Raw genomic sequence first — 21,342 nt, forward strand, 5'->3', positions numbered from 1 at the left:
CAATCCGGATCACCCTTTCGGCAGGCCAGCCACCAAGGTCTCCCAGCGCTTCCTGAAAGTCTCATTGTCCAGCGAGAGCCGGTCGGCGGCGGCGGTGGCCCGTGCCCGGTCCCCCACCAGCCAGTCGTAGGCGATGGCCGTTTCATGCCGCGGCTGCAGCTTTTCCGTCTCCGCGGTCCGGCTGCGTGAGTAGGTGGTGCGGTAGAACTGGACGGCGGATCCGGGGTCGATATCCCCCCACCCGTATTGGCCGGATTGCCCGCCCGGGGCGATGCCGGAGAGCTGCCCGGGAGCGGTGATTTTCACCTGATCGATGGCTTCGCCAGTTCGCAAGCGGAGCTGGACCGGCTGGAAACTGCCGCTGATTTCCTGTTCCAAAAACTCCAGAAAATCAATCGCAAGTGCATTGATTTCCAATAAGGCATCACGCTTCGCGCCCGGCGGATCGGCGGTGAGCGCCTTGAGGAAATCCGCCGTTTCCCGGAAGCGGCATGCTTTGGTGAGTTCCTGGAACTTCAGCATCGGATCAGCCGAAGAATCGGACACCGCAGGGGCGGTTTCGGCCACCTCGGGTGCCTTATCCGGAACCGCTTCCAGCAGGGCGATCTGCCGACGCAGGTCGAGCTGGAAGGCGCGGATGTTGAACCGGGTGCGCCCTTGGGTTTTGACCGCCGGCAGGAGTTTTTCACAGGTACTGATGGCGGCCAGGCAGGCAGATTTCTCAGTCGGAATGGAGGCGAAAACCTTGTCGGAAAGCAGCCGGTGGTCCTCCAGATAGTCTTTCGAAATCTTCTGGTAGATCTGGACCCACTGGTCCTTTGGCTTGAATCGTGCCTGGGCCAACGGATCGAAAAAGTCTTTCGCAGCGGAATCGGTGAGCCCCTGCTCCCAGTTTTTCAATCCGCCGAGGATCATCGTCAGCGCCCAGGCCGCGTCGGGTTCGGCAGGTGCGAACGGCTCCATCGGTTCGATGACGTCCAATTTTGCAAGGGTCCGCACCAACCGGTCCCCGGAGCGCTGCTCGGCAAGCTCGGTCTTGCCGATGTGTGCGGCCGCCAGGCGTGCTTCTTTCCGCGCGGCTTCGTTCCTTCCATCCAGAAAGGTGGCGACGGCAGCCTCAACCCCCGCCCAACTACGGGTGGGCTCCTGCACTTCATCGTCTTCCCTGAGTGCGACAAAGATCTGGGCGGCTTCCGGATATTTCCTATTTTCCATCGCCTGCCGTGCCTCGCGGTAGAGTTGGCCGATGGCGGTGTTGCCCGCATTGCCCTCGGTGATTTCCTGGGCTGCGATGACCGATTCCTCCTGCTTGATGACCGGTTCCTCACGGAGAACCCAGACCACGCCGGCTACCACGGCTGCCAGCACCACGGTGGCGGCCGCACCAATGGCGATCCATTCCTTTTTCCGGGCCGCGGCGCGCGTTGCCCCGGTGCGTGATCTGCCTTTCTTCAGCCGGGACTGGGCGACCTTCAGTTGGGAGATCATCTCCTCATAGGAGGAAAACCGCGCCTCACGGGCATAGGCCATGGCCTTGTCCACGATGGCGCAGGTGTCATCCGTGACATCCGCGGCGGCGGTCCTCAGGGATCTGATGTGCTTTTTCGCTTCGCGGAGCTTGTCCGTGGCCATGGTTTCCTCATCGCACGGCGGCTTTCCTGCAAGGGCATGGTAGAGCGTCGCGCCGAAGGCATAAAGGTCGGAGCGGAAATCCTCCGGATGGCCCTCGATGGTCTCCGGCGGCACATAGTAGGGCGTCGCCCAGATTTCCTGGGCCGTTGCGCTGCCGTCCTTGGTCAGCAGGGCGAGGCCGAAGTCCACGATCTTCGCGTTGCCCTGGGCATCCAGCAGGATGTTGCCGGGCTTGATGTCACGGTGGATCAGCCCTGCGGCGCGCGCAGCCTCCAGACCCTCCGCGACCTGCACGGCGAAGGGCAGGATCTCCGCCTCCGGGATCTTCCCCCTCTCCCGGATCTGGTGCTCGAAATGGCCTCCCGGCACGAGCTCCATCGCGATGTAAAACCGGTCGAATGCCCTGCCGGTGGTGAACACACGGACAACATGCGGATGGCTGAAGGAGGCGGTGATGCGGGCCTCTTCCTCGAACGCGGCGATCCGCTTTTCATCCGCGGAGTAGGCTTCGTTGAGGATCTTCAGCGCCACCTCGCGGCCCAGGGTGTTGTCCATGGCCACGAAAACGAGGCTCATCCCCCCTTCCGCCAGCCTGCGGGTGAGCGTGTAGTGGCCAAACTCCGTCTTCACCCGTTCCTTCGCCCCGCAGGTGGGGCATTCCACATTGGAAAAGGGAGCGACCGCGGTGACGTTCATCGCGTTTCCGCATGTCCCGCAGTTGGTGATGGTCTGCTCCGGTTCCGGCATGAGCGTTTCTATCTACGTGCCCTGCGGCTGGAAACTTGAAACTTGTCCGAAGTTTTTTCCCGGAAAGACTCCCGCCAGTGGAAATCCAGGTCGAAACGAACTCCGGGGAGCGGCTCGATGCCTTTTTGGCGGCGCAGCTCGCGGACCTCTCGCGCTCGCGCATCCAGACGCTCATCCGCGACCAGTTCATCCTCGTGAACGGGAACCCGGCGAAACCGCGGGATGGGGTGAAGGCCGGGGACCGTATCTCCGTGGCCCTGCCGGAAGCCGTGCCGGACAAGGCGCAGCCGCAGGACATCCCGCTGGATGTGATGTATGAGGACGACGACCTGCTGGTGCTGAACAAGGCGTCCGGGATGGTGGTCCACCCTGCCCCGGGAAATCCGGACGGCACGCTGGTGAACGCCTTGCTCCACCACTGCAAGGGAAAGCTCTCCGGCATCGGCGGCGTCGAGCGGCCGGGCATCGTCCACCGGCTGGACAAGGACACCTCCGGCTGCCTGGTGGTGGCGAAGTCCGACCCCGCCCACCAATCGCTGGTGACCCAGTTTTCCGAGCGCAGCACCATGGAGAAGATCTATCTGGCGGTGACCGATGGCGTGCCGAAACCCGGGAAGGACACCGTCTTCACCCACATCGGCCGGCATCCGGTGAACCGCCAGAAGATGGCGGTGGTGAACCCGCCCGGAGGAAAGACGGCCATCACCGACTACGAGGTGCTGGCCACGGATGCCGCCACGGTCACCGCGCTGGTGCTGTGCCACCTGCACACCGGCCGCACCCACCAGATCCGCGTCCACATGCACCACAAGGGCGCACCGCTCGTCGGCGATCCCATTTACGGAAAGTCCAACAAGAACACGGTCCATGCCGGGCGGCTGATGCTGCACGCCTGGCGCCTCGCTTTCAACCACCCCATCACCGGCCAGCCGCTGAAGTTCGAGTCCCCCATCCCGGCGGAGTTCGAACCCTGGACCTCCAAAGCTCCGCTCCCATGAACAACGACCTCCTTCCCGATCTACTCATCGCCGTCGAGCAGCAGCTCGTCTCCCCGCAGACCCCTTATGTCCGCAAGGCCCTCGACCGGCTGGTGAAGCTGGAGATCGGGGAAGCCGATGCGAAGACGCAGATCGCCATTTGCCTGGGCGAGCAGATGGACGAGGTGATGCGGACGAAGAAGCCCTTCGATGAAAAGGCCTACCGCGCCGCGCTGGAGGAACTGCCATTCGCGGACGAGGAAGAGGACGACGAAGAAGAGGGCGAGGAGGAGTAGTCCGGCCTGCGGGGCTCGCATCATGCCCCCAAGAAATCCGCCCGTGCCGCGTTTCCACCCACTATGAAACGCCGGCATTTCCTCGGACTTTCCATCGCCTCGCTGTTGGCTAGCGGATCCGCCATCGCCGCGGAGGACGCATCGGGCCTGCCCGCCATCCGCAGCCACACGTTCACCGTGCCCGCCCGCATCGAGACCTCGGCGCGGGATGGCGGCGAGCGTCTGTACATTTCGGATGGGAAGCAGAGCTTTCAGTTCTTCTACGCATCCCATGATACGGGCCGCCGCCTGTCCCCCTTCCCCTTTGTGCTGGAGGCGGGAAAGACCTACATGTTCACCGTCGAGGAACGGCCCTTGCCGAGCCTGGTGAGGATCCGGGAGGAAGGGGCGAAGGAGGAGAACAATGCTCCGGACTATTTCTGGACGCCGGTCCTCATCCGCGTGGTGGACGGGGATGTGGCGCTGTTCGACATGGAGGTGTGCGAGCTCCACAAATGCCGCATGGAGCGGCGGGAGGTCCCCATCACCTATGGCCTTATCCGCGTCCAGAGAGGCCTGCCGACGCTGGAACAGGAAAAGGAGCTGTTCCCCCATCGCCGTGACTATGTGCTGGGCGGTTGCATCGTTATGCCTGGCAAGAAAACGGAGACCATGTATATCTGTCCGGAATGCAGGACCGCCTACGAAGCCTGGCGGAAGGCAAATCCGGAACCCACCGACTGACCGCCATGAGACGCAGCATGACTTTCATCGCCTCCCTGATCGCCATGCTGTGCGCTGGAGCCTGTTCCCCTAGCAGCGGATCGGTTTTCCGGGAACCGCGTGATGCGAAGGTGTGCGGAGTCCACCATCTGCCGCTGGAAACCAGGAAGGTCGCCATCTCCTACGGCCTTCCTCCGGCCCCTGGAAAGGGCGACCCCACCACGGAGCAAACCGCCCGCCTTTTTCCACACCGCACCCGCAGTGTCGAAGGAGGCTACATGATCGGTCCGGAGAAATCCGCCACCCTGAAGGTGTGCAAGGGATGCGATGCCGCTCATGTGGAATGGCTGGCGAAGCACCGGTGATGCTTCAAACATCGGCGCCTGCGATTACAAACCGGGGCATTGCCTCATCCGCCGTTGTTTCGGAAATTGGGCGAAGGTCGCATGCCATGCATGTGCCTGAAATCCACACACTACGATGATCGAACCGTACGCGACCACGCGCCGTGATTTCATCCGCCATCTGGGAGTGGCAGCCGCCACTCTCGCCGGGGCCCGCTGGCTCCAGGCTGCGGAGACGGCAGGCATCCTCCTTCCTTTCGACAATGGAGCGCGCCCCTTGGTATCCTACCCGGGGAAACGCCCGCTCATCCTGCTGACCTCGCGTCCGCCCCAACTTGAAACCCCGTTCACCGTCTTCAACGAAAGCGTCCTCACACCGAACGATGCGTTCTTCGTCCGCTACCATCTTTCGAACATCCCCTTGTCCATCGATCTGGATGCATTCCGCCTTTCCGTTGGAGGCACGGTGAAGCATCCGCTCCAGTTGTCGCTGGATGATCTGCGCACGAAATTCGAGCAGGTGGAGACCGTGGCCGTCGCGCAATGTTCCGGCAACAGCCGCGGCTTCTCGAATCCGCGGGTGGGCGGCGGCCAGTTGGGCCATGGAGCCATGGGCAATGCCCGCTGGACCGGCGTGCGGCTGAAGGATCTGATGGAGAAAGCAGGGCTCGATCCTGCGTCTAAGCAGGTTTCCTTCGATGGCATGGACACCGCCATCATGCCCGGGACGCCGGACTTCGTGAAGGCGCTCGATGTCGAACAGGTCATGGCGGGTGAGGTCCTCGTCGCTCACCGGATGAATGGTGAAGACCTGCCGATGCTGAATGGATTTCCGCTCCGTCTCTTGGTGCCCGGTTACTACGCCACCTACTGGGTGAAGCACCTGAACTCCATCACCGTGCTGGACGCGCCTTTCGAGGGCTTCTGGATGAAGACCGCCTACCGCATCCCGGACACGCCGAATGCGTGTGTGCCGCCTGGCACCACGCCTGCATCCACCATTCCCATCAACCGGATGAATGTCCGCTCGTTCATCACCAGCCACGTGGATGGCGGTGTGGTTCCGGCTGGCCGGCCCGCGGATGTCCGCGGCATCGCCTTCGATGGTGGCGAGGGGATCACCGACGTGCAGGTCTCCGCCGACGGCGGGATGAATTGGCGTCCCGCGAAGCTGGGTGAGGATCTGGGGAAATACTCATTCCGCGAATGGCGGATCACCATCCCTCCGGTGGTGAAAGGTCCCGCAGTTTGGAAAGTCCGCGCCTTCAACCGGGTGGGCCAGAGCCAGCCTCTGGACCCGCTGTGGAACCCGCCGGGCTACATGCGCAACGTCGTGGAAACCCTCAACCTGGAGGTGGCATGAGCCGGTCGCTGACATTCATCGCATTCTCCCTGTTCATCTCCACGGGCATCTGCCTGCTCGGTGCCAAAGAGCGGCGGATCGAACTGCCTAAGGAGAACCCGTCATTCCCGGCCGGCAAGGGCGCGGACCTCTTCGCCTCCTACTGCCTGACCTGCCACTCCACCGAATACATTTCCACCCAACCCAAGATGCCCCGGAAGTTCTGGGAAGCCACGGTCGTCAAGATGCGGGACAAATTCGGCGCTCCCATTCCGGAGACTTCGGTGCCGGATCTTACAGAGTATCTCACGACCCACTTCGGCAAACCTTGAAGGGTGCGTCGGTGATTGACCCATCCGCGACGAAATGCGGAAGATACCGGTTGGAAAGGTATGAAACCGATCAAAAGATGCTTCAGCGCATTGATGAGGAATCCATGGCTCCCCCTCTTCATCGGCATTCCCTTTCTCGCCATGGGATGGCTGGCAGCCAACTACGTACTGCCGATGGGCGAGGACTACCACGGGCTGTTTGCCCTGTCGATCAGCACTGCCCTGATCGGCAGCACCCTCCTCGGTTTCTCTCTATTCCGGGGTGACTGGGTGATCCGGATTCTGGCTGTGCTGTTCCTGCTCACGAACTGGAAAATCGCCACGAAGTGGATCGACGTTGAACCATGGCTGCCGAGAACGGCGGTGTATTCGATCCCTCCGCCGAAGGTATCGGTGGTCGACTCCCGACCAGAGATGAAGCATCGGGATGATTCCATGAGGATTGTGCTCGTGGATTCCGTAGTTGAGGTATCCTTTAATGAACATCGGTTTCCGGCCGACCTGTTGGTTGCGGACCAATCCTACCGATTCACGTTTGAGGAGACACCACACCACTACGACAGCCCGTGGACGCGATCGGAGAACGGCATGATCACCGTTATGGGGCAGAGACACCCGCCAGAGCCGCCGGATATCATGTGGATGCAGGAAATCCTCACCATCCAGCGCGAGGGAGTGGTGATCTTCGACCGCACGGTCTGTGAAGTCCATCATGAGAAAATGGAACGCCGGGATCTGCCGATCAGCTACGGTTATCCGGACCTGCGTTCATTCCCGTCTCCATCGTTGGAGAGAGATCAGTTTCCGCATTGGAGGGAGTATGTCCTAGGCGGCTGCTGTGTAATTGATGACGTGAAAACAAGCAGGGAGTTCGTCTGCGGCAAATGCGTGGCGGCCCTCAAAAAATGGGAGAGCGAGAACATCGGCTCCACGAGATGATTGCAGATCCATTCATTATGTGATGTGCGGCATCCCTCGCAGGAATCCTTGCTAGCTGCCCGTTCCGGCCCTATCCCTTCCACGTGTCCAAGACGGACGAGCGCGCGCGGGCATGGCTGCGCCGCGTGGTCACACTGCCGGAATTCACTCCACGCCTGGCCCCGTTGGCTTCCGGCGATGGCGAACTTGTGCTCGATCACGCCGCTGAGGCGTCCCATGCCTTCCTTGCCGCGGTGGTGATCCTCGCCTGCCGCGATCTGAAAAAGAACCGCCACTGGCTGGTGTGCGATCTTCCCCGGCACCGGGAACGCCTTGCGGCGGAACTGGAGTTATGGGGCATCCGCGCGATGGTCCTGCCGGAGCCTCCCACGGAAACGGGAGACGGCACCATCGCGGATCCGGAGTCCGCCGCGGAGTGGTTCGCGGTGCTGGAGACGCTCGCGCGGTCGGACAAGACGGTGGTCATCTGTGGCAGCGATGCTTTTTCCGGAAAGGCACCCTCCCCCGGCGCGTTGAGGGCCAGCCGCACACCGCTGAAGCCCGGCACCACCCTCGACCCGGCTTCACTTGCGGGGCAGCTCGCGGACCATGGCTATGAGCGCACCCCGACGGTCACGGCGCGGGGCCAGTTCGCGGTGCGCGGCGGCATCATCGACCTGTTCGCATGGCAGGCGGCGAGGCCCCTGCGGCTGGAGTTTTTCGACACCGAGCTGGAGTCCGTGCGGGAGTTCGACCTCGATTCCCAGGCATCCACCAACAAGCTCACCGAGGCGGATCTATTGCTCGCTGAACCGGCGTCCGAGGCGACGGTGGCCGACTACCGGCGCAAGGATGACGTCACCGTTTCCTTCCAAGCGGAGATCCCACGGCCGGATGTCCGGATCACCGAGGATGCGGCGGATCTGGAGGGCGAGGAAGACTTCACCCTGGCCTGCTATGGCAGTCCGCTGGGGGTGTTCGAGGCCGGGGATTTCGTGCTGGAGGAGGCGCGGCGGGATGCCTTTTTCCGCCAGCTCAACGAGTGGAAGCGCGAGGGCTGGGACGTCGGGATGGTCTTCGGCAACAAGGGCGAGGAAGAACGCTTCGCCGAGCTGGCCGGAAAGGATCTCGAGCGTGACCTCGGACTGATCCCCGTGCGCGGCGAACTGCTCGCCGGATTCACCATGCCGGTGGCGAAGCTGGCGGTGCTTTCCTCGTCGGAACTGTTCGGCCGCTACCGCACGCCCGGCGGGCCGCGCCGCTCCACCCTGGATCGTGCCCGCGCCGCCCGTGCCAGAGCGACGCTGGACGAAATGGAGGAGGGCGATCTGGTCGTCCACTACGAGTACGGCGTGGGTCGGTTCAAGGGCATCCATCAAGGCGACGAGGGAGAAGAACTCATCATCGAGTACAAGGACGGCTCGCTCCTTTCCGTGCCGCTGGAGCAAGCCCATCTCGTCGGCAAATACGTCGGCCTCGGCGGCAAGACGCCGGAGTTGAACAAACTCGGTGGCACTGCCTGGAAAACGGCACGGAAGGCGGCGGAGAAATCCATCCTCGACTACGCGGCCCAGCTCCTCCGTGTCCAGGCGGAGCGCCAGCATGAGTCGGGATTCGCCCATCCACCCGATTCGAAGTGGATGTATGAATTCGAGCAGTCCTTCCACTACACCGAAACCGCGGACCAACGCCGCGCGATCGACGAGACGAAGCTCGATCTGGAGTCCCCGCGTCCGATGGACCGGCTGATCTGCGGTGACGTCGGTTTCGGAAAAACGGAGGTGGCGATCCGGGCGGCTTTCAAGGCAATCACGGGAGGCAAACAGGTGGCTCTCCTGGTCCCCACCACCGTCCTCGCGGAACAGCATTGGCGGACCTTCCGCGAGCGGATGTCCGACTACCCCATGCGGGTGGATCTGCTCAACCGCTTCCGCACTCCGTCCGAAATCCGCGAGACACTGAAGGGGCTGGAGGATGGTTCGGTGGACATGGTCATCGGCACCCACCGCTTGGTCTCCGGGGATGTGCGCTTCAAGGATCTGGGGTTGGTGGTGGTCGATGAGGAGCAGCGCTTCGGAGTGGCCCACAAGGAGAAGTTCAAGCAACTCTTCCGCCAAGTGGATGTGCTGACCCTTTCCGCCACACCCATCCCGCGCACGCTCTACATGGCGCTCATGGGGGCACGGGACATGTCCACCATCGAGACTCCCCCACCCAACCGCATCCCCGTCTCCACCACCGTCTGCGCCTACGATGAGCGGGTGATCCGGGACGCCATCAAGCGAGAGATGAAGCGTGGCGGGCAGGTGTTCTTCCTTCATAACCGGGTGAAGACCATCGAGCTGATGGCATCAAAGATCCGCCAGCTCGTTCCGGAGGCACGGATCGTCATCGGCCACGGCCAGATGGACAAGGATGACCTGGAGGTGGTGATGCACACCTTCGTCAAAGGAGAGGCGGACGTCCTGCTGGCGACCACCATCATCGAGACCGGCATCGACATCCCGAACGCCAACACCATCCTCATCGACCGTGCCGACCGTTTCGGACTGGCGGATCTTTACCAGCTCCGTGGCCGGGTGGGCCGTGCCGGGGAAAAGGCTTACGCCATCCTGCTGCTGCCACGGGACATGATGACCGTCGGCGATGCCCGCAAGCGGATCCACGCAATCAAACAATATACCGCTCTGGGATCCGGATTCAAGATCGCCATGAAGGACCTGGAGATCCGCGGGGCGGGCAACCTGCTGGGGACCAAGCAGTCCGGCCACATTTCCCAGATCGGCTTCGATCTTTACTGCCAGTTGCTGAAGCAGTCGGTCGAACGCCTCAAGGGGCGGCAGGACGCGCCGAAGTTGGAAACCACCTTCAAGGCGGATTTCGTCGCCTTTTCCGAAGCCGCTTTCGCCAAGGAAGATCCCAAGACTTTCCTGCCAGCTTATCTGCCGTCGAACTGGCTCCATGAAACCAAAATCCGCATCGCGGCCTTCCGTGAAATCTCCGAGGCATTGACGCCGAATGCCGTAAAAAATCTGGAGAAGTCGTGGCGGGACAAATTCGGCAGGATTCCTGCTCAGGCGGACAACCTGATCAAAATTGCACAAATCAAGGCGCTCGCCGCCGCTGAGGGGATAGCCTCCGTCGAAATCCAGGGCCAGCGCCTCATGCTCCACCGGAACGGGGACTATATCCTCATGGAAGGCCGCCGCTTTCCCCGCTTGCAATCCGCCTCACCACAAGGAAAGCTCACCGAAGCGATCACCCTTCTGCTCAAATTTTAAATCGTTCATTCTCAAATCAATGACAATCAGTCCCTTCGGTGTATTCGCCTTGGCCGCAGCCCTCAGTGCAGCTCATTTCGTCCAAGCCCAGCCAGAGCCACCGACGCCACCGGACCTCCCTGTGGCTCCTGAACCGGCGCCTGCCCCTGCTCCGGCGCCAGTGCCGCAAATGCCATCCGGTCCGATCGAGGTGAACGGCATCGTCGGCAGGGTGAACGGCCGTATCATCACGAAGAACCAGGTGGGCTTCATGCTCGCTCCCATCTACGCCCAACTCGCGGCGCAGTTTCCACGCCGTGGTCCGGAATTCGAGCGCCAGTTCATCGAGGCGCAGGACAAGATCATCCAGGAACTGGTGGACCGCCAATTGATCCTGGATGAGTTCAAGCGGATGGGGGCGACCATCAAACCCCATTTCATCGACGAGGATATCAAGGATCAGCTCCGGAGGAACTACAATGGCGATGAGGCGAAATTCCGGGAGGAACTGAAACGCAGCCGCATGACCATGGATGGCTACCGTGAGATGACCCGTGAAAAGCTGATCGTCCAGGCGATGCGCCAGCAGAAATTCGCGGACGCCCCGCCTCCCCTCCCCAACGAGATCAGCCGTGAGTATGCCGAGATCAAAACCAACTTGCGCGACACCAGCAAGGATGTGATCTCCTTCCAGAAGATCTTCATTCCCCGTCTGGACCAGCAGAACCCTGCATCTTCCCCGGAGACCCAGCTCACCCTCGCGGAGAGCATCGGCACCCAGCTCGCCGAGGGGAAGGATTTCGCCGAACTGGCCAAAACCTACTCTAAGGATGCCTTCGCGGAACAAGGGGGCGTTCAGAATGACGTGCCCCGCACTGACCTCGCCCCTGAATTCGCCGCCATCATCTTCGACGCGCCGGAAGGCAAGGTTGTCGGACCATTGGAGGATCCGCAGGGTTTCACCCTGGTGAAGGTCACCAACAAAAAGCTTGGCCCATCCCCCGCCCTGCAGGGCGAAGTCCGCCAACAGGTGGAGGAACGCGTCCGCCGCAAGAAAACCTCCGTCCAGTATGACCGCTGGATCGCAGGGCTCCGGAAGAAAGCCATCATCGACATCAGGAAGTGATTCCTCCGCGGAGGTGGATGATGGCGGTCGGATGACCTTTCAGATTCTCCGGTCCAGCACCCTTTCCAACTCGGCGTGGTAATCCTTCCGCGCCAGTTCGTAACCACCGAACTGACGGAGATGGCTGGTCATCCACTGCGTGTCCAGCAATTCAAACCGGTCCTCCCGCAGTCGCTCCACCAGCGCGACCAGGGCAATTTTTGAGGCATCCGTTTTCCTCGAAAACATGCTCTCCCCGAAGAATACGCCCGGGAGTTCCACGCCGTAGAGTCCTCCCTGCAGGCCGTCTTCATCCCAACACTCCACGGAATGCGCATGTCCTGCGGCATGGAGGGCGCAGTAGCTCTCCAGGATCACGTCGTCGATCCATGTCTCGTTCCTGTCCGCGCAGCCCAGCATCACTTCCCTGAAGGCGGTGTTCCAACGGACTTCGAAGGGTTCCTTCCGCATGGCCTTCTTCAGTCCATGCGGCACATGGAAGCGCTCATCGAGAGGGATCAACCCACGCCTTTCGGGGGAAAACCAAAGGATCTCCCCTTCCTCGGCCATGGGGAACACGCCACGGGAGTAGGCCTCCAGAAGCACGTTCGTTGGTATCACGCGGGGCATTCGGGGAGGATTTTCAGTGAATATGGCTGGTTTGCCAATTTTCAAATCATCCGCCCCCATGAATCCCTCGTGCCGCCGGTTGACTTTTTCCGTCCTGCCCGGCATACCCCCGGGATGTCGTCCGCGTTGCCGCCAAAACCACGAGTGATCGGTCCCAGAGTGAGGGTCTGCATCGTCGCAGCGAAATACAATGAGACCTACACGGATGCCCTCGTCCAGAACGTGATCGAGGAACTCGGCGAGCTGGTTCCAAACGCCCGCGTTGATCTCATCCGGGTGCCGGGCGCTTTCGAAATCCCTGTGACCGTGGCTTCCGTCATCGAGCGGGAGGGACCTGCCTGCATCATCGCCCTTGGTGTCATCATCCGCGGCTCCACCCAGCATGCGGATCTGGTGGCCACCTCCGTCACCAACGGCCTCCAGCAACTGGCCATGGAATCGAAAAGGCCGATCATCCATGAAGTTCTGCTGGTCGATGACGAAAAACAGGCTTATGCCCGCTGCATCGGAGCGCAGCTCAACCGCGGCAAGGAAGCCGCCCGGGCCGCTGCCTCCATGATCGATATTTTCCAGGAACTCGACCGCTCGATGCCCCACCAGACACCCCGTACAAATCCCCGCGCCCGCAATGCCTAGCCGCCGCCAAATCCGTGAGGCGGTGGTGCAGTTCCTCTACTGCGCTGATCTCGAAGGCGGAGCCTCGCCTGCTTCCCTGCGTGAGCCGTTCTGGGAATTCGTCACCGAGTCCGACCGGAAAGCCCTCCAGCTCTCGATCTTCCGCACCGTGCACCACCTCGCGCACGGCCGTGAAGGCCGTCTGGGGGAATTCGTGGAACGCGTCGGACCCGCGAATGCTTTTCTCTCCGCATGGCCGCAAGCGGAGGCGCTGAAGATCGACCTGAACCGCATCGCCGAACTGGAATCCTCCTGGAGTACCCAGTTCGCCCGTCTGGAGCGCCTGCCGAAGGATGACAACGACTCAGCCGTGGCCGATAACTTCGCCAAGGCTCTGGCTCTCCTTTTCAGCATCGATCGCGACCTCGCCGTCACCCGCGCGCGCTACCTCACCGCCATCGATGATTTTCCGTCCCTCCGTGGGCAACTGGAAGCGATCTCCGCGACCGTGCGCAGGCTCCAGAGGATCTCGGACCGTCTGCGGATGGTCGAAACTCCGGAGAAATTTCCCGAGCAGGCGGACCTCACCAAGCTCCGTGAATCGAAGGCGGAGATTTCCGAACTCCGTCTCCGTGCGGACGAGATCGTGGACGCCATCCTGGCGAAGAAGGAATCCATCGATGGAACGCTCGCTGCCGTGGTGGAGAATTTCTCCCCGGAGCGGATCGATCCAGTGGACCGTGCCGTCCTCCGGTTGGCCACCTACGAGATCATCCATGCCGGCATCCCGCCGAAGGTTGCGATCAACGAGGGCATCGAGCTGGCGAAGAAATTCGGCACCACGGATTCCCGCCGCTTCGTGAACGGCATCCTCGACCAGGTGGCGAAGCTGAATGCGGAGCGTTGAAAATCCCGGGGATTTTCTCATTGGGAGCTTCAGGGAGGGATGTTAGACACGGGGGGTAGAACACACCCCGCATGCGCCACCCCACCCGCTTCCAACAACAGACCATCTGGAATGCCCTGACGGGGATCTCGATCCTCGTGCTGGGGGCCCTGCTTGTCGGTCTCGTCTGGCTGCTCGGCGAAATCTTTGGCTTCCTCCAGCCCGTGCTGATTCCGCTCATCGTGGCGGGCATCATCGCGTACCTGTTGGATCCGGTGGTCAGATGGCTTGAAAAACGGGGCCTCAGCCGCCTTTGGTCCGTTGTTCTGGTTTTCCTGGGCATCCTCGTCGCGGCCACCCTCCTGTTGCTGGCCATCCTTCCCGGCATCCAGCGGGGAACCGGAGCGTTGAGGGAATTCATCAAACCCGGGGGGAAAACTTCGGAGCAAGTCGTGCCGGTCGTGCCGACCAACGCGGAGGAGGACACGGAGGCCGCCACCACCGAACGCCAGTTGGGCTCCGCGCTCGCTTCATCCCTCCATGAGCTGCGTACCAAACACCGCTCAGGCCCCATCGGATGGGCGTTGACCGAAACCACCGATGAAGGCGAGCCGATCACCTATCTGAAGGGAACCCCAACTCCGGACGATCTGGAGTTCTTCTGGCGCACCCGCGCAGGCCGGGTGCTGTTCAAGTACCAGGGGGAAATCATCGACACCGGGAAAAACTGGCTCTCCACCGGTTCCACGAAGGTGTTGGGGTTCATCGGTCTGGTCCTGGGCATGATCATGGTTCCAGTCTATCTTTTCTTCTTCCTGAAGGACTCCGCTTCCATCCGCAGCCATTGGCACGACTACGTCCCGCTGAAGGCATCCCGCTTCAAAACAGAGCTGGTATCCACCCTCCAGGAGATCAACCGCTACCTCATCTCGTTCTTCCGCGGGCAGGTGCTGGTCGCCGCCATCGACGGCATCCTGGTCGGCATCGCACTGCAGATCTACGGACTGCCATATGGTTTCATGATCGGTGTGTTCATGGCCATCCTCGGCGTCATCCCCTACATCGGCAATATCATCTGCCTCATCCCCGCCTGTATCATCGCCTACCTGCATGGCCAGAATGCGGACCTTCCCTTTGACATGTCCCGCTGGGCCTACGTGGGAGGTGTGGTCGTCATCTTCGTGGTGGTCCAGCAGATCAACTCGCTGGTCACCGCGCCGAAGATCGTCGGGGATTCCGTCGGACTCCATCCATTGACGGTGATTTTCTCCATGCTGTTCTGGTCGCTGGTCCTCGGTGGCTTCGTCGGCGCGCTGCTGGCCGTTCCACTCACCGCCGCGGTGAAGGTGCTGTTCAGGCGCTACATCTGGGAGCGCCAGTTGCGGGATTATCCGGAAACCGGCTACTGAGCGGGATTGACCGCTCAGTTTCTTTCCCTGATTGAACGGACCGCGGTTTCGATCAGAACAACCAGCTCCGGGTCCGCTTTGGGCTTCGCCGCTTCGAGAACCGGAATGCTCGCCTGTCCTCCTATCCGTGCAAGTATGCGGGCTGCTGAGTGGCGCAGCGTCGGGTCAAGTTCCGGAAAACGGGCCAGTACGCCTTTCTCCGCAGCCGGACCGAACTCGATCATTTGTGGCTCCCAGGTCGTGGCATCGGCCAACCAAAGTTCCTCCATGATCGGGAGCGCTTCGATGGCTTTTCCTTTCGCAAGCATGGATGGCAGGGACTTCGGGATCTTCTTCTTCTCCGAGTGCATCTGGTTCAGCCTTCTGGAAAGCTGGGGATTCGCCACGGAAGGATCCTCCGCCCAGATCATCAGGGCTTTGCAGACCTCGTCGATGAAATCGACCTGCGGCAGGGCCGCCAGAACCACCAACTGGCGGGTGATGTCCTCCCGGTAGATCTTTGGCTCCGCATCCGCCAACCGTTCGACGGCACGCTTCACTCTCGTCAACTGGATGCTCTCCAGTTCCCGCTTGTTCAGGTCATAAAAGGCCGGACTCCCCTTGTCCGTCAGCTTGTCCAGCGGACCTTCCAGGAAGACGGATGGGTCAACCCGCACCTCCATCAACTGGAGATCCGGATGGATCTTCGGCTGCTGGCCGATCCGGGCGGTGATGGCGGCAATCTCCTCGATGGATTTGTCCAGTCCGGTCAGCACCATCAGGTAGTCGCGGTTGTCCCGCGGATAGATCACGGAGGACGGGCTGGCGGCCGCCGTCCGGAGCATGTAGTCCCTCACGAAAAGGCGGTTGCTCTCACTCATGTCGCGCAGCCATATGCCATAGGCACGGAGATCCGAACCGGACTGCGCCAGACGGTGGATCTCCGTTTCCAGAGGCTGGATGCCGATGCGCTTTTTCAGTTGGTCGATCCCCTCTTCTTCGGGAGACGATTCCTTCTTGGGCGTGGAGGTTTCCTCGACCTCCGCCCTGGTGGGATCAAGTGGCGTGATCGTTCTCTTGGAACGGAAAACAAACGGAACACTGAGGAGGATGGCCGCTGCAATTCCGCCGATCAGCAGGCTCCGGGTGCGCTTGCGGGGGTTCGCGGAAACAATCAGGATCAAACCGATGACTCCAACCCCGAAGGCGATCAGCATCTGGGTTGCGACGGGGATATCCGCCATGAGAAACTGGAACTGCAGGACAATGGTTGCTCCCAGGATCAGCAGGGCCCCGACCCAACCCAGCGTGAGTCTGAGCGGGCCAACCCGGCTGATCGGGGAGAAGTAGCCGTGCTCCATGCCCCGCGGGATGGGGGTGGCCGCATCGATGCCGATCTTCGGTCCTTCGACCCTGGCAAAGCCTTCCAGTGCGTGATGGTTCCGCTCCCCGGGGTAGAATTTGGCGGCTTTCTGGATCACTTCATCGTTCACCGTGAACCGCTTCTCACAGGCACCGCATTCGACAACCCGCCCCATCAGTTCACCCCCCACCTTGAATTTCTGGCTGCACGAAGGGCACCTGATCGTGAGGGGATTCATGTCGGAAGCTGTCATTCAGGGATAGGATTGATGCTGAGGTGTTTCATTGCAACCCAAGAGACGCACGGGGCCGATCTCCAGTGTTGTCAGGACCATCGGTGGATGGCGGAAAGGGAGGGAAATCATTAAGGTTTCTTAGTAATTGACACATATTGAAATTTCTGGCCCCTTACTCCGCGAAATGAATGCTCCCAGCCCATTTTCGCTTCCACTGGCGCCGATCCCGGTGAGCCGCGTGGACCATGCGGGGGAACACCATGTGCCCATTCCGGATGGCTTTGTGGACGATGAGGTCATCGCCAATCTGCTCAGCACGCCCAGCGTCCAGCGGGTTTCCGCCGTACATTCCGACTTGGCCCTGTCATCGTGCGAAGACGACTTCGCGGGTTGGGCGATCAAACGCCATTCACCATTCAGGATCATCGCGGAGCAACAGGAGCGAGCCTCCGTGGCAACCGTGGAGGAAAGCGAACTGACCGAACCCGGTCTCGGCCGCCCGCATCGTGGCGGACACCGCTGGTGGATCGCCACCGCCACTGGCATCTCCTCCGCGCTCATCCTTTCGCTGTTGTTCTCCAGCCTCGCTTCACGCGGGGATGAGAGATCCCTCATCACCAGACTCGCAGGGCCGGTCGAGAGCGTGCAGTCCTGGATGGGTTCGCTGGCTCCCTGACGGAGCATTGACCGCAGGGCGTTCCGGGAGCAAGGTTCCGGCCCTTTCCCATGTCGCGCGCCGGTCTCATCCTCAAGCTCTCCTGTCCTGATCAACCCGGCATTGTCGCCAAAGTCGCGGGCTACGTCGCCGGCCACCGCGGAAACCTCATCGAGTTCGCCCAGTTCTCCGACAAGCTCGGAGACAAGTTCTTCGCCCGGCTGGAGATCGAGACCACGGACCTGGATGTGGACGTCCAGGATTTCATCGTCGGCTTCGGCACCCTGGGACGCTCCCTGCAGGCGGAGTGGCATTTCCGCCGCCTGCCCTACAAGATGCGGACCGCCGTTCTGGTCACCAAGACGGACCACTGCCTGAACGAGATCCTCTGGCGCACGGAGCTGGGCGAGCTGCCGGTGGAAATCACCTCCATCATCGGCAACCGGGACAACTGCCGCGGCATCGCGGAGAACGCGAAGATCCCCTTCCACCTGGTGGAAATGGATGGCGCGAAGCGGGAGGAAGGCTTCCAGCAGATCCGCCGCATGATCGAGGAACAGGACGTGGAACTCATCGTCCTCGCGCGGTTCATGCAGATCGTGCCGGACGATTTCTGCAAGGCCTTCGCCGGCCGCATCATCAACATCCACCACAGCTTCCTGCCCGCTTTCATCGGTGCGAATCCCTACCGCCAGGCCTACGAGCGCGGCGTGAAACTCATCGGCGCCACCTGCCACTACGTCACCGCGGATCTGGATGCCGGTCCCATCATCGAGCAGGAGGTGGACCGCGTGCAGCACTTCCACGGGCCGTCGGATCTCGCCCGGCTTGGCCGCCACTGCGAGCGCATTGCTCTCGCGAAAGGCATCCGCCTCCACGTGCATGATCGCACGATCATCGACGGTCACCGGGCAATCGTATTCCCGGACTGAAAACCGAGAGAACACTTTACAACCCGGGCGCGATTGGTAACTTCCGCGTCCCGGCGAAAGGAGAGGTGGCTGAGTGGTCTAAGGCACCCGATTCGAAATCGGACGTGGGGTAATACTCACCGTGGGTTCAAATCCCACCCTCTCCGCCACTTTCTACCTGGATGCCGACAATTTCTCCCCGGCGATCCAAACGGCTGCGACTCACGATTCGTGGCGTTACCGTTTCCGCCCTCGTCCATCATCTGTCAGACTTGAGCAGATGATACGTCTTCTTCAAAAATCCCTTGATGTATCATCAGTGGCTCTGTTAGATGAATTTTAATACCCCCTGAATTCATGAAATCGATCCCCCTGATTGTGATGATTGGCCGCTCACTGGCACTTGGAGGAATGGCCATGTCCATTGTTTCATGTATGGTTTCCACCGATCCGGCTGCCTATGGACGGATGGCGCAGCAAGAGGTCAAGAAAGGTATGACCAAGGACCAGGTGACCGAGATCCTGGGATGGCCACATGGAACCAGCACCCGCAATGGCCATGAAAGTTGGATATATCAGAAGAGGAACTCTCTGAAAATGTTGGCCCCCGGAGGTCTTGCGGGTAGGGAGACGCACACCGTCACCGTGAGATTCAGTCCTTCCGGGCGGGTTGAGTCTGTCGACAACGCCGGCCACTCAACCCGGTGGGGTCAATATTGATCCGTCTGATTTATCACTTTGTCGCTCGGCTTTGACCGGGCGATGGGTGATTCGGATCTGCCGATCCACGCACCCGTCATGGCACAGCCATGACGCTATGGGTCCGGAGAACAGGGATGGCGGAGCGGACGGGGCTCGAACCCGCGACCTCCAACGTGACAGGCTGGCGCTCTAACCAACTGAGCTACCGCTCCATCCCCGTTCGGAGGCGCAGGGTTAAGTGGTCGGACCGCTTCGCGCAATCCTTTTTGTGGAGAATCTAACAGATGGTGGACAGGGTAGCGTCGTGGCTGCGCCACGACGGCGGGGAAATCACACCACCACGTTCCGATTCCAAATCTCTCCGGGGGCTCTTTCCTGCCAGATGCCTCCTTGATGCCATCCAATCCGATGGCGGATCGGTCGCATCAGAGGACGCTCTCCCATACGTCGTGGCGCAGCCACGACGCTACACATCGGGGGCGCCCCTTCCCTTGCACATTCCGTCTCCCGGCGGTCTAATGGTGGAAAGCCCGACCTGCTCCAATGTTCCGTCTTTCCCACCTCGCCGTCTTCGCCGCCACGCTTCTGCCGATCCATGGAAAGGAAGCGGCCGTTTTCACAAAGGGAGTGGTAGCGACCGTCCACCCCATCGCCACGGACGCGGCGGTGGAGATCATGAAATCCGGTGGGAATGCCATCGATGCCGCCGTCACGGCGGGGCTGACGCTTGGCGTGGTGGATCCGTCAAACTCCGGGATCGGCGGAGGCTGCTTCATCCTCATCCGGCTGGCGGATGGGACGGTGCATGCCATCGATGGCCGTGAAACGGCCCCTGCCGCCTCGATGCCGGACATGTATCTGGTCGATGGAAAGGCGGACACGGAGCTGAGCCAGACCGGTGCGCTGGCGTCCGGCGTGCCGGGGGCGTTGGCGGCGTATGCGCATGCCGTGGCGAAGTTCGGGAAAAGGCCGCTCGCGGAGCACCTCGCGCCGGGTATCCGCGCCGCGCGGGATGGCTACCGAATCGGCGATTCGGAGGTCCGGAAGCTCACTCGCAACGCGGAGAACCTGCGGAAATTCGACGGCTCGCGGAAGGTGTTCCTGGATGCCGATGGAAAGCCCCACCCCGCCGGGACCTTGCTGGTCCAGGGTGATCTCGCCGCCACCTACCAGGGCATCGCGGACCAGGGACCGGACTATTTCTACAAAGGCCCCGTCGCGGAAACGATCGGCGCGTGGATGAAGGAAAACGGCGGCATCCTCACCGCCGCGGATTTCGCCAACTACTCGATCAAGCTCCGCGAACCCATCGTCTCCACCTACCGCAGCCACCGCCTCTACGGTTTCCCGCCCGCCAGCTCCGGCGGCGTCCATGTCGCGCAGATCCTCAATATCGTGGAAAACTTCAACCTCGCGGGCATGGAGGAGTCGGACCGCATCCACACCATCGCCGAAGCGATGAAACTCGCCTTCGCCGACCGCGCGCACTGGCTCGGCGATCCGGATTTCACCAAGGTGCCGAAAGGCCTCGCCGATCCCGGCTACGCGAAATCGCTCGCCCAGCGGATCGATCCCTCACGGGCGATCCCGGTGGAGAAGCACGGGCTGCCGCCGGAGTGGGAGACGAATGTCTTCGGCCGCCACACCACCCACTTCTCCGCCGCGGATGCGGAGGGAAACTGGGTGGCCATCACCGCCACCATCAATACCACCTACGGCAGCAAGGTCATCGTCCCGGGCACCGGCGTGATCCTGAACAATGAAATGGATGACTTCTCCATCCAGCCCGGCGTGCCAAACGCCTTCGGCCTCATCGGCGGGGACGCGAACAAAGTGGAGCCCGGCAAGCGCCCGCTCTCCGCCATGAGCCCCACCATCGTCCTCGATCCGGCGGGAAATCCCCTCCTCTCCCTCGGCGCCGCCGGCGGCCCCACCATCATCAGCCAGACCGTGCTCAATCTCATCAGCGTCATCGATCTCAAGCTGCCGCTCACGGAAACCCTCGCCCGCCCCCGCTTCCACCACCAATGGGCACCCGATACCCTCCGCGTGGAACGCAGCCTGCCGGAAGCCGTCCTCGGAAAACTCCGCGAAAAGGGCCACAAGATCCAAGCCGTGGACAGCATCGGCGTTTCCCAGATCGTCGGGAAAGATGGTGGGAAGTTCGGTGGCGCGAGCGATCCGCGGGTGAAGGGGAAGGCGGCGAAGTGGTAAGAGAGGGTGAAAAACTACCGATCAAACCATTTTCCAGTTCGCCTAGTTTTTGGAGGTGTTTTCCGTGCGCGTCCCCTAGGAGAATTCC

At 61.6% G+C, this 21,342-nt stretch carries 19 protein-coding genes and 2 tRNA genes; 17 read left to right on the top strand and 4 right to left on the bottom strand.

Translation table 11 applies throughout. From position 1 onward, the window contains the following. Positions 1-9: 9 nt before the first annotated feature. Positions 10-2,379 carry a serine/threonine-protein kinase gene (locus tag OVA24_RS12695; protein ID WP_267670196.1) on the bottom strand — a complete coding sequence of 790 codons (2,370 nt, stop codon included), beginning with the start codon at positions 2,377-2,379 and terminating at the stop codon, positions 10-12. 77 nt (positions 2,380-2,456) lie between these two features. Between OVA24_RS12695 and OVA24_RS12700 the strand changes: the two genes are divergently transcribed. The 9 genes from OVA24_RS12700 to OVA24_RS12740 all read left to right on the top strand — a co-directional run bounded on the left by OVA24_RS12700 (position 2,457) and on the right by OVA24_RS12740 (position 11,676). Further along, positions 2,457-3,377, top strand: coding sequence for an RluA family pseudouridine synthase (locus OVA24_RS12700; protein WP_267670197.1), 921 nt, complete (start codon positions 2,457-2,459; stop codon positions 3,375-3,377). Continuing rightward, positions 3,374-3,652, top strand: a complete 279-nt coding sequence (locus OVA24_RS12705; RefSeq protein ID WP_267670198.1) for a DUF1841 family protein — start codon at positions 3,374-3,376, stop codon at positions 3,650-3,652. The genes OVA24_RS12700 and OVA24_RS12705 overlap by 4 nt, the downstream gene beginning before the upstream one ends. A 63-nt stretch (positions 3,653-3,715) precedes the next feature. Beyond that, positions 3,716-4,375, top strand: coding sequence for a hypothetical protein (locus tag OVA24_RS12710; RefSeq protein WP_267670199.1), 660 nt, complete (start codon positions 3,716-3,718; stop codon positions 4,373-4,375). Between the two features lie 5 nt (positions 4,376-4,380). After that, positions 4,381-4,719 (top strand): hypothetical protein, encoded by a 339-nt coding sequence (locus tag OVA24_RS12715; RefSeq protein WP_267670200.1) that lies wholly within the window; start codon positions 4,381-4,383, stop codon positions 4,717-4,719. Between the two features lie 115 nt (positions 4,720-4,834). Then, positions 4,835-6,061, top strand: coding sequence for a SorA family sulfite dehydrogenase catalytic subunit (locus OVA24_RS12720; RefSeq protein ID WP_267670201.1), 1,227 nt, complete (start codon positions 4,835-4,837; stop codon positions 6,059-6,061). Next, positions 6,058-6,372 (top strand): hypothetical protein, encoded by a 315-nt coding sequence (locus tag OVA24_RS12725; protein WP_267670202.1) that lies wholly within the window; start codon positions 6,058-6,060, stop codon positions 6,370-6,372. Before OVA24_RS12720 ends, OVA24_RS12725 begins: the two co-directional genes overlap by 4 nt. Before the next feature lie 60 nt (positions 6,373-6,432). Beyond that, positions 6,433-7,311 (top strand): hypothetical protein, encoded by an 879-nt coding sequence (locus tag OVA24_RS12730; protein ID WP_267670203.1) that lies wholly within the window; start codon positions 6,433-6,435, stop codon positions 7,309-7,311. Positions 7,312-7,394: 83 nt separating this feature from the next. Continuing rightward, a complete protein-coding gene (mfd, locus tag OVA24_RS12735; protein ID WP_267670204.1) occupies positions 7,395-10,571 on the top strand; it encodes a transcription-repair coupling factor in 3,177 nt (1,058 codons plus the stop codon). Positions 10,572-10,740: 169 nt separating this feature from the next. After that, on the top strand, positions 10,741-11,676 hold the full coding sequence (locus tag OVA24_RS12740; protein ID WP_267670205.1) for a peptidylprolyl isomerase: 936 nt from the start codon (positions 10,741-10,743) through the stop codon (positions 11,674-11,676). Positions 11,677-11,715: 39 nt separating this feature from the next. Here the strand turns inward: OVA24_RS12740 and aat are convergent, their stop codons facing one another. Beyond that, complete coding sequence (gene aat, locus OVA24_RS12745; protein WP_267670206.1) at positions 11,716-12,285, bottom strand: leucyl/phenylalanyl-tRNA--protein transferase; 570 nt, start codon at positions 12,283-12,285, stop codon at positions 11,716-11,718. Between the two features lie 144 nt (positions 12,286-12,429). On the opposite strand from aat, the gene ribH reads away from it, so the two are divergent. From ribH to OVA24_RS12760, 3 genes are all read left to right on the top strand, one after another. Next, entirely contained in the window at positions 12,430-12,921 is a 492-nt protein-coding gene (gene ribH, locus OVA24_RS12750) for a 6,7-dimethyl-8-ribityllumazine synthase (RefSeq protein ID WP_267670207.1), read from the top strand. Further along, positions 12,914-13,807, top strand: coding sequence for a transcription antitermination factor NusB (gene nusB / locus OVA24_RS12755; RefSeq protein ID WP_267670208.1), 894 nt, complete (start codon positions 12,914-12,916; stop codon positions 13,805-13,807). Before ribH ends, nusB begins: the two co-directional genes overlap by 8 nt. 71 nt (positions 13,808-13,878) lie before the next feature. After that, positions 13,879-15,195 carry an AI-2E family transporter gene (locus tag OVA24_RS12760; RefSeq protein WP_267670209.1) on the top strand — a complete coding sequence of 439 codons (1,317 nt, stop codon included), beginning with the start codon at positions 13,879-13,881 and terminating at the stop codon, positions 15,193-15,195. Positions 15,196-15,209: 14 nt separating this feature from the next. Here OVA24_RS12760 and OVA24_RS12765 read toward each other — a convergent pair whose 3' ends face one another. After that, positions 15,210-16,775: a hypothetical protein gene (locus OVA24_RS12765; RefSeq protein ID WP_267670210.1), complete on the bottom strand. Its 1,566-nt coding sequence runs from the start codon at positions 16,773-16,775 to the stop codon at positions 15,210-15,212. Positions 16,776-16,956: 181 nt separating this feature from the next. Between OVA24_RS12765 and OVA24_RS12770 the strand changes: the two genes are divergently transcribed. The 4 genes from OVA24_RS12770 to bamE all read left to right on the top strand — a co-directional run bounded on the left by OVA24_RS12770 (position 16,957) and on the right by bamE (position 19,058). Then, a complete protein-coding gene (locus OVA24_RS12770) occupies positions 16,957-17,448 on the top strand; it encodes a hypothetical protein (RefSeq protein WP_267670212.1) in 492 nt (163 codons plus the stop codon). A 50-nt stretch (positions 17,449-17,498) separates the two neighbouring features. Next, positions 17,499-18,359, top strand: a complete 861-nt coding sequence (gene purU / locus OVA24_RS12775; RefSeq protein WP_267670213.1) for a formyltetrahydrofolate deformylase — start codon at positions 17,499-17,501, stop codon at positions 18,357-18,359. 59 nt (positions 18,360-18,418) lie between these two features. After that, positions 18,419-18,508 (top strand) — tRNA-Ser (locus OVA24_RS12780). 187 nt (positions 18,509-18,695) lie between these two features. After that, positions 18,696-19,058: an outer membrane protein assembly factor BamE domain-containing protein gene (bamE, locus tag OVA24_RS12785; RefSeq protein WP_267670215.1), complete on the top strand. Its 363-nt coding sequence runs from the start codon at positions 18,696-18,698 to the stop codon at positions 19,056-19,058. A gap of 117 nt (positions 19,059-19,175) precedes the next feature. On the opposite strand, the gene OVA24_RS12790 is transcribed toward bamE, so the two are convergent. Further along, a tRNA-Asp gene (locus tag OVA24_RS12790) sits at positions 19,176-19,252 on the bottom strand. Between the two features lie 331 nt (positions 19,253-19,583). On the opposite strand from OVA24_RS12790, the gene ggt reads away from it, so the two are divergent. Continuing rightward, positions 19,584-21,254, top strand: coding sequence for a gamma-glutamyltransferase (ggt, locus tag OVA24_RS12795; protein WP_267670216.1), 1,671 nt, complete (start codon positions 19,584-19,586; stop codon positions 21,252-21,254). Positions 21,255-21,342: the final 88 nt, after the last annotated feature.

Source organism: Luteolibacter sp. SL250, from assembly GCF_026625605.1.
Lineage (GTDB): Bacteria > Verrucomicrobiota > Verrucomicrobiia > Verrucomicrobiales > Akkermansiaceae > Luteolibacter.

Bases quoted from the DNA above. Each gene is read 5' to 3' on its own strand.
- OVA24_RS12695 (WP_267670196.1), bottom strand. From the start codon at position 2,379: ATGCCGGAACCGGAGCAGACCATCACCAACTGCGGGACATGCGGAAAC.
- OVA24_RS12705 (WP_267670198.1), top strand. From the start codon at position 3,374: ATGAACAACGACCTCCTTCCCGATCTACTCATCGCCGTCGAGCAGCAG.
- OVA24_RS12710 (WP_267670199.1), top strand. From the start codon at position 3,716: ATGAAACGCCGGCATTTCCTCGGACTTTCCATCGCCTCGCTGTTGGCT.
- OVA24_RS12715 (WP_267670200.1), top strand. From the start codon at position 4,381: ATGAGACGCAGCATGACTTTCATCGCCTCCCTGATCGCCATGCTGTGC.
- OVA24_RS12720 (WP_267670201.1), top strand. From the start codon at position 4,835: ATGATCGAACCGTACGCGACCACGCGCCGTGATTTCATCCGCCATCTG.
- OVA24_RS12725 (WP_267670202.1), top strand. From the start codon at position 6,058: ATGAGCCGGTCGCTGACATTCATCGCATTCTCCCTGTTCATCTCCACG.
- OVA24_RS12730 (WP_267670203.1), top strand. From the start codon at position 6,433: ATGAAACCGATCAAAAGATGCTTCAGCGCATTGATGAGGAATCCATGG.
- OVA24_RS12740 (WP_267670205.1), top strand. From the start codon at position 10,741: ATGCCATCCGGTCCGATCGAGGTGAACGGCATCGTCGGCAGGGTGAAC.
- aat (WP_267670206.1), bottom strand. From the start codon at position 12,285: ATGCCCCGCGTGATACCAACGAACGTGCTTCTGGAGGCCTACTCCCGT.
- nusB (WP_267670208.1), top strand. From the start codon at position 12,914: ATGCCTAGCCGCCGCCAAATCCGTGAGGCGGTGGTGCAGTTCCTCTAC.
- OVA24_RS12760 (WP_267670209.1), top strand. From the start codon at position 13,879: ATGCGCCACCCCACCCGCTTCCAACAACAGACCATCTGGAATGCCCTG.
- OVA24_RS12765 (WP_267670210.1), bottom strand. From the start codon at position 16,775: ATGAATCCCCTCACGATCAGGTGCCCTTCGTGCAGCCAGAAATTCAAG.
- OVA24_RS12770 (WP_267670212.1), top strand. From the start codon at position 16,957: ATGAATGCTCCCAGCCCATTTTCGCTTCCACTGGCGCCGATCCCGGTG.
- purU (WP_267670213.1), top strand. From the start codon at position 17,499: ATGTCGCGCGCCGGTCTCATCCTCAAGCTCTCCTGTCCTGATCAACCC.
- bamE (WP_267670215.1), top strand. From the start codon at position 18,696: ATGAAATCGATCCCCCTGATTGTGATGATTGGCCGCTCACTGGCACTT.
- ggt (WP_267670216.1), top strand. From the start codon at position 19,584: ATGTTCCGTCTTTCCCACCTCGCCGTCTTCGCCGCCACGCTTCTGCCG.